General features: G+C 63.7%; 4 protein-coding genes. 2 read left to right on the top strand and 2 right to left on the bottom strand.

The window, feature by feature from the left end; translation table 11 throughout:
• Window positions 1-528: 528 nt before the first annotated feature.
• Window positions 529-1,593 carry a 23S rRNA (cytidine(2498)-2'-O)-methyltransferase RlmM gene (rlmM, locus tag ACF8SD_RS08425; RefSeq protein WP_173890538.1) on the bottom strand — a complete coding sequence of 355 codons (1,065 nt, stop codon included), beginning with the start codon at window positions 1,591-1,593 and terminating at the stop codon, window positions 529-531.
• Window positions 1,594-1,817: 224 nt separating this feature from the next.
• Here rlmM and acnA point away from each other — a divergent pair, with 224 nt between their 5' ends.
• Window positions 1,818-4,559, top strand: a complete 2,742-nt coding sequence (gene acnA / locus ACF8SD_RS08420; RefSeq protein WP_392484208.1) for an aconitate hydratase AcnA — start codon at window positions 1,818-1,820, stop codon at window positions 4,557-4,559.
• A 180-nt stretch (window positions 4,560-4,739) separates the two neighbouring features.
• A complete protein-coding gene (locus ACF8SD_RS08415) occupies window positions 4,740-6,305 on the top strand; it encodes a PAS domain-containing methyl-accepting chemotaxis protein (protein WP_173890542.1) in 1,566 nt (521 codons plus the stop codon).
• Between the two features lie 68 nt (window positions 6,306-6,373).
• Here ACF8SD_RS08415 and ACF8SD_RS08410 read toward each other — a convergent pair whose 3' ends face one another.
• Window positions 6,374-7,258, bottom strand: coding sequence for a pseudouridine synthase (locus ACF8SD_RS08410; RefSeq protein WP_392484207.1), 885 nt, complete (start codon window positions 7,256-7,258; stop codon window positions 6,374-6,376).
• Between the last annotated feature and the right edge of the window lie 38 nt (window positions 7,259-7,296).

Here is a 7,296-nt window from a genome sequence, read left to right as displayed (position 1 = left end):
GAGTACGCGCTGCAGGCCCCGTCCCTGGGGCCTCAGCGCTTGACGGGCATCCATGCCCGTCACCTCCCTGCGCATGCCCTTCGCTCGGCCTCCTGAAGTCGCAATCAGCGTCGCCTGTGCTACCGCGCGCTTAGAAGCGAAAGCAAAAAGCAGAGGCAACAGCTGCGCTTACGTGGGTTCGCATCACGCAACCAGACCACGCACAGATTTTGATCTGGCTGTTGATCTTGATCTTGATCTTGATCTTGATCTTGATCTTCGCGACTTCAGGAGGCTGAGCGGAGGGCATGCGGAGGGAGGTGACGGGCATGGATGCCCGTAGCGTAGGGGCCAGATGACGGGAGCGCAGCGTTTTTTAGTTACTTTTTGTCGCGTCTGACAAAAAGTGACTCGCCGTAAGGGCGAAAAGGTGACTATGCGTCGCTATCGCAGCTGGAGTTTTCGCGCCACCAAAAACCAGCGCTTAAGACTCCAATTATCGAACCACCCCCCATTGCCCGGCCCCACCCTCAAGCACCAACCACCGATTCAACGAGGTTTCAGATCAAGCCGCCGCAAATGGCATGTCACTTCCTCACGGTCGTGATACAGCTGCTTGCACGCAATCGAAACCCGCACCTTGCGTGCCTTGAACGTCGCTTCCATGCGCTCGAGCAGCCGCCGTACCTCGGCATAACGCTGCTTCATCGGCAACTTCAGGTTAACCACCGCCTCACGGCAAAGCCCTTCACCCAACCAGGTTTCGATCAGCGAAGTCGTCCGCGCCGGCTTCTCGACGATATCGCACACCATCCAGTCCACCGGTTGCCTGGGTTGCCAGGTAAAGCCATCGGCCATCAGGTGCTGGACCAGCCCGGTATCCATCAGGCTCTCGGCCATCGGCCCATTATCGATAGCCGTCACCAACATGCCACGACGCACCAGCTGGTAAGTCCACCCTCCCGGCGAAGCCCCCAGGTCGACGCCCGTCATATCATCGCCCAAGCGCTGCTCCCACTGCTCACGCGGGATGAACTGGTGCCAGGCCTCTTCCAGCTTGAGGGTGGAACGGCTGGGCGCCTCGCGGGGGAACTTCAGACGCGGGATACCCATGGGCCACAACGCGCTGTTGTTGGCCGCAGCGATACCCGCAAATACCCGCCGGCCACTGATGAAGGTCAGCAGCAAGCGTGGGCGGCTGGCGTCGTCGACCAGGCGCCCGGCCTTTTCCAGGGCCTTGCGTAAAGGCACTTCGAACTTGCGGCAGAACGTCGATAACGCCTTGCCCTCGTTGCTGTCCAGCACTTCCAGCCACAGGCTGCCGAACACCGGAAAACCAGCCAACTGCGCCAGCAGCACACTGATGCGGTCACTTTCCGGCAACTCGACAAACGCACCCCGGGCCCATTGCCGCGGGAAGATCAGCTGATTGAAACGCAGCTCCCCCATCAACCGCTCGGCACCGCCCTCCTCGCTACAGACAAACTCGGCGCTGGCACTGTGCGGCTTGCCTTTGGCATAGCCCACGACACCCAGGCGGGCGGCATGTTCGCTGATCTCGGCGCACACCTCACCCTCGAAACCGGGCCGGCAATGCATGAACAGGGTATTCATCTCTCACTCCACTACGGCGGGCGCGTCACAGGCGCCGGCAGGGCGGCGATGATAAAGGAAGTTCGGAACCTGCGACACGCCCCGCCGGTCCAGAAAAGGGTCAGGTGGCCTAAACCGGTCTAACCTGACCTTTCAGCCAGGTCCGTGCCGTGCGGGCCGATACACAACGGTGCTACCGGCAAACCGCAATTAAATGCCGGGCACCGGCGCAGAAGGAGTTGGCAATGCCCTCGCTCGATAGCCTGAACACCCTCAAGCCGCTCAAGGTTGGCGACCAGACCTACCACTATTTCAGCCTCACCGAAGCCGCCCGCCAGCTGGGTGACCTGCAACGCCTGCCCATGTCCTTGAAGGTGCTGTTGGAAAACTTGCTGCGCTGGGAAGACGGCAAAACCGTGACCGGCGACGACTTGCGCGCCCTCGCCCAGTGGCTGGGCGAGCGGCGCTCCGACCGCGAAATCCAGTACCGCCCCGCGCGCGTACTGATGCAGGACTTCACCGGCGTACCGGCAGTGGTCGACCTGGCCGCCATGCGCGCCGCCATGGCCAAGGCCGGCGGCGATCCGCAACGCATCAACCCGCTGTCACCGGTCGACCTGGTGATCGACCACTCGGTGATGGTCGACCGCTACGGTACAGCACAAGCCTTCAGCGAGAACGTGGATATCGAAATGCAGCGCAACGGCGAGCGCTATGCCTTCCTGCGCTGGGGCCAGAACGCCTTCGACAACTTCAGCGTGGTACCGCCGGGCACCGGCATCTGCCACCAGGTCAACCTGGAATACCTGGGCCGCACGGTATGGACACGTGAAGCCGATGGCCACACCTATGCCTTCCCCGATACCTTGGTCGGCACCGACTCGCACACCACCATGATCAACGGCCTGGGCGTGCTCGGCTGGGGGGTCGGCGGCATCGAGGCCGAGGCGGCCATGCTCGGCCAGCCCGTATCGATGCTGATCCCGGAAGTGATCGGCTTCAAGCTGACCGGCAAGCTGCGCGAGGGCATCACTGCGACCGACCTGGTGCTGACCGTGACCCAAATGCTGCGCAAGAAAGGCGTGGTCGGCAAGTTCGTCGAGTTCTATGGCGACGGCCTGGCCGAGCTGCCGCTTGCCGACCGCGCCACCCTCGCCAACATGGCCCCGGAGTACGGCGCTACTTGCGGGTTTTTCCCGGTCGATGACGTCACCCTCGACTACCTGCGCCTGTCTGGGCGGCCAGAGGCGACCGTGCAACTGGTCGAGCAGTACTGCAAAACCCAAGGCATGTGGCGCTTGCCCGGCCACGAGCCGCTGTTCAGCGACACCCTGGCGCTGGACATGCACGAGGTCGAAGCCAGCCTGGCCGGGCCCAAACGGCCGCAGGACCGGGTCGCGCTGGGCCAGGTCAGCCAGGCCTTCGACCACTTCATCGAACTGCAACCCAAGCCGCTGGCCAAGGAAGTCGGCCGTTTGGAAAGTGAAGGGGGTGGTGGCGTGGCCGTTGGCAACGCCGACCAGGCCGGCGAGATCGACTACAGCCACCAAGGCCAGACCCACACCCTGCGCGATGGCGCCGTGGTGATCGCCGCCATCACCTCGTGCACCAATACCTCCAACCCCAGCGTGATGATGGCTGCCGGGCTGGTAGCCAAGAACGCCCTGGAAAAGGGCCTGCAACGCAAACCCTGGGTGAAAAGTTCGCTGGCACCGGGCTCCAAGGTGGTCACCGACTACTTCAAGGCCGCCGGGCTCACGCCTTACCTCGACGAACTGGGCTTCGATCTGGTTGGCTATGGCTGCACCACCTGCATCGGCAACTCCGGCCCGCTGGATGAAGCCATCGAGAAAGCCATTGCCAACGCGGACCTCACCGTGGCCTCGGTGCTGTCGGGCAACCGTAATTTCGAAGGGCGCGTTCACCCGCTGGTCAAGACCAACTGGCTGGCCTCGCCGCCCCTGGTCGTGGCCTATGCGCTCGCCGGCAGTGTGCGCGTGGACCTGACGCGTGACCCGCTGGGTACGGGCAAGGACGGCCAACCGGTGTACCTGCGCGATATCTGGCCCACCCAGCAGGAGATCGCGGCGGCGGTGGCCAAGGTCGATACGGCCATGTTCCACAAGCAATATGCCGAAGTATTCGCCGGCGATGCCCAGTGGCAGGCCATCGAGGTGCCCCAGGCGGCCACCTACGTGTGGCAGGCCGACTCCACCTATATCCAGCACCCACCGTTCTTCGACGACATCGACGGGCCGCCACCGGCCATCACCGACATTCGCGGCGCCCGCGTGCTGGCGCTGTTGGGCGACTCGGTGACCACCGACCACATTTCCCCTGCCGGCAACATCAAGGCCGACAGCCCAGCGGGGCGTTACCTGCGCGAAAAAGGTGTGGAGCCACGCGACTTCAACTCCTATGGTTCGCGGCGCGGCAACCACGAAGTGATGATGCGCGGTACGTTCGCCAATATCCGAATCCGCAACGAAATGCTGGCGGGCGAGGAAGGCGGCAACACCTTGCACGTGCCCTCGGGTGAAAAACTGTCGATCTATGACGCAGCCATGCGCTACCAGCAGGAAGGTACCCCGCTGGTGGTGATTGCTGGGCAGGAATACGGCACCGGCTCCAGCCGCGACTGGGCGGCCAAGGGCACCAACCTGCTAGGCGTGAAGGCAGTGCTGGCGGAAAGCTTCGAGCGTATCCACCGCTCCAACCTGGTGGGCATGGGCGTGCTGCCGCTGCAGTTCACGGCCGGGCATGACCGCAAGGCGCTGGGGCTGACCGGCAAGGAGCAGATCGACGTGCTGGGGCTGGCCGGCGCACCGATTCACCCCGGCATGCCGCTACAGGTGCGCATCACCCGCGAGGATGGCCAGCAGGAACAGATCGAGGTGCTGTGCCGGATCGATACCGTCAACGAGGTGGAGTACTTCAAGGCAGGCGGGATTCTGCACTATGTGCTGCGCCAGCTGATTGCAGGTTGAGGGCGCAGCCGCACTGGAAAACCTGCGACACCTGCCAATCGAGCGCCGCCCATACGGCGCTCGATTGCTCAAGCACCCTTGCACCAAAATCGAACACCTTTCGTCACGCATGTTAAATATACACTCAATAATCCCGGTGGCTTGCCGATACCCATCCAAAGCCCTGCGGACTATCACCCCATGCGTAACAACCAGCCGATTACCCAGAGAGAACGGACTTTCCCTGCCCAGCAGCGGTTGATCTCCACCACCAACGCCAAGGGCGTGATTACCTACTGCAATGATGCCTTCATCGACATCAGTGGGTTCACCCGCGAAGAACTGACCGGTGCGCCGCACAATCTGGTGCGCCACCCTGACGTGCCGCCTGCGGTGTTTGCCCATATGTGGCAAACCCTCAAGCAAGGCCAGCCGTGGATGGGTATCGTCAAGAACCGCTGCAAGTCGGGCGACCACTACTGGGTCAACGCCTACGTCACACCGATTTTCGACAACAACCAGGTGGTCGGCTTCGAGTCTGTGCGGGTCAAACCCACCGCCGAGCAGATCCGCCGGGCCGAGGCCCTGTACCAGCGCATCAACCAAGGCAAGCCGCCGGTACCGCGCCGTGACAAATGGCTGCCGGTGCTGCAGGACTGGCTGCCGTTCATCCTGATCAGCCAGGCGGGCTTCCTGATTGGCAACTGGCTGGGCCATTCCTGGGGCTTCGCGTTGGCCGCCGCGCTTTCCGTACCGCTTGGCCTGATCGGCCTGAGCTGGCAGCAACGCGGCCTCAAGCGCTTGCTGCGGCTGGCTGAACAGACCACCTCCGACCCGCTGATCGCGCAGATGTACACCGACAGCCGTGGCGTGCAGGCCCGCCTGGAAATGGCCATGCTCAGCCAGGATGCGCGCCTGAAAACCTGCCTGACCCGCTTGCAGGACAGCGCCGAGCACCTCAGCGACCAGGCGCGGCAGTCCGACGCCCTGGCACACAAGAGCTCTTCGGGGCTGGAACGCCAGCGGGTCGAAACCGAACAGGTCGCCGCCGCCGTCAACCAGATGGCCGCGACCACCCAGGAAGTTGCCAACCACGTGCAACGCACAGCCGATGCCACCCAGGAAGCCAACCGCCTGACCAGCCAGGGCCGGCAGATTGCCGGGGAAACCCGCGAGGCCATCGAACGCCTGTCGACAGCAGTGGGCGAAACCGGCCAGACCGTCACGCAACTGGCCAAGGACAGCGACGAAATTGGCGGTGTCGTCGATGTGATCAAGGGCATTGCCGACCAGACCAACCTGCTGGCATTGAATGCCGCCATTGAGGCGGCGCGGGCAGGGGAAATGGGCCGTGGCTTTGCTGTGGTGGCCGACGAAGTGCGCCAGCTGGCTCAACGCACCGCCGAGTCCACCGGGCAGATCCACAGCCTGATCGCCAAGCTGCAGCAAACCGCCAGCAACGCCGTTCTGACCATGGAAACCGGCCACCGTCAGGCGGAGGAAGGCGTTGCTCGCGTGATGCAGGCTGACGAAGCGCTGCTCGGCATCAGCGAAGCGGTCGCCAACATCACCGACATGGCGACCCAGATCGCCGCCGCGACCGAAGAGCAGACCGCCGTCGCCGATGAGATCAGCCGCAACATCAGCACCATCGCCGAACTGGCCGACCAGACCGCCGAGCAGGCACAGCACTCGGCGCTGTTGAGCGAAGAGCTGACCACTACCGCCGGGAGCCAGTACTCACTGGTGGAGCGCTTCAACCGCTGACCGCAGGCCTGCGCGCCGCGAGGGGGCTGCACAGCAGCCCCTGGCTGGCAAAGCATGCCCAGGCAGGGTTACCAGGCCAGGCTCAAGCGGCTCTCGAAATAGCGCTCTTCGCCGCTCAACGGGTCGGTGAAACGCAGGCTCTGCGCCAGCAGCTTCAATGGCCGCTGGTAATCGTCCGCCGTGTCGAGCAACTGCGGATAGAACGGGTCATTGCTGATGCCCGCGCCCAACGCAGCCATGTGCACCCGCAGCTGGTGGGTCTTGCCGGTGACCGGCGATAACCCGTACCGCCACAGCGCTCCACGCTTCTCCAGCACCTCGGCCAGGGTTTCACTATTGGCCTCGCCCTCTACCTCATGCATGCGGAAAAAGGGCTCGCCATGCACCAGGCGGCTTTTATGCACCAACGGAAACGCATGTTGCGGCAAAGCGGCCGCGATGGCCTGGTAGCGCTTGTCGATGCGTCGCTCGGGGAATAGCCGCTGATAAGCGCTACGCGTCTGCGGGTTGGCAGAGAACAGCACAAGCCCGGCGGTATGCCGGTCGATGCGATGCAAGGGCACCAGGTGAGGGTTATCCAGCCTGCGGATCAGGCGGCGCAGCAAGGTGTGTTCAACGTACTCGCCGGTCGGTGTTACCGGCAGAAAATGCGGCTTGTCCGCCACCACCAGGTGCTCGTCCACGTGCAGCACGTGCTCTTGCACCGGGATCGGTCGTTCGTTCGGCACTTCGCGAAAATAGTGCAAGCGCATGCCCGGTTTGTAAGGCAGCTCGGCAGCCACTGCCTGCCCCTGGGCGTCCAGCACCCGCCCCCTGGCAAAGCGGTCGACCCACTGGGCACGGTCGATGGCCTTGAAATGGTCACACAGGCAATCGAGCACCGTTGCCCAGTGACCGGGTGGCAGGCACACGGTGCTGGCTTGCTGGCGGGCGGGGTCGAAAGGCGTGGACATGGCAGGGCTCGGAACAGGCACGGCCGCGCATTATCACC

It is taken from the genome of Pseudomonas sp. CJQ_9, assembly GCF_043106615.1.
GTDB lineage: Bacteria > Pseudomonadota > Gammaproteobacteria > Pseudomonadales > Pseudomonadaceae > Aquipseudomonas > Aquipseudomonas juntendi.
Note: the sequence above shows the minus strand (reverse complement) of the source record. Positions and strands in the feature narration are given on the sequence as shown.

Coding starts and splice junctions, on each gene's coding strand:
- rlmM (WP_173890538.1), bottom strand. CDS start 1,593: ATGAATACCCTGTTCATGCATTGCCGGCCCGGTTTCGAGGGTGAGGTG.
- acnA (WP_392484208.1), top strand. CDS start 1,818: ATGCCCTCGCTCGATAGCCTGAACACCCTCAAGCCGCTCAAGGTTGGC.
- ACF8SD_RS08415 (WP_173890542.1), top strand. CDS start 4,740: ATGCGTAACAACCAGCCGATTACCCAGAGAGAACGGACTTTCCCTGCC.
- ACF8SD_RS08410 (WP_392484207.1), bottom strand. CDS start 7,258: ATGTCCACGCCTTTCGACCCCGCCCGCCAGCAAGCCAGCACCGTGTGC.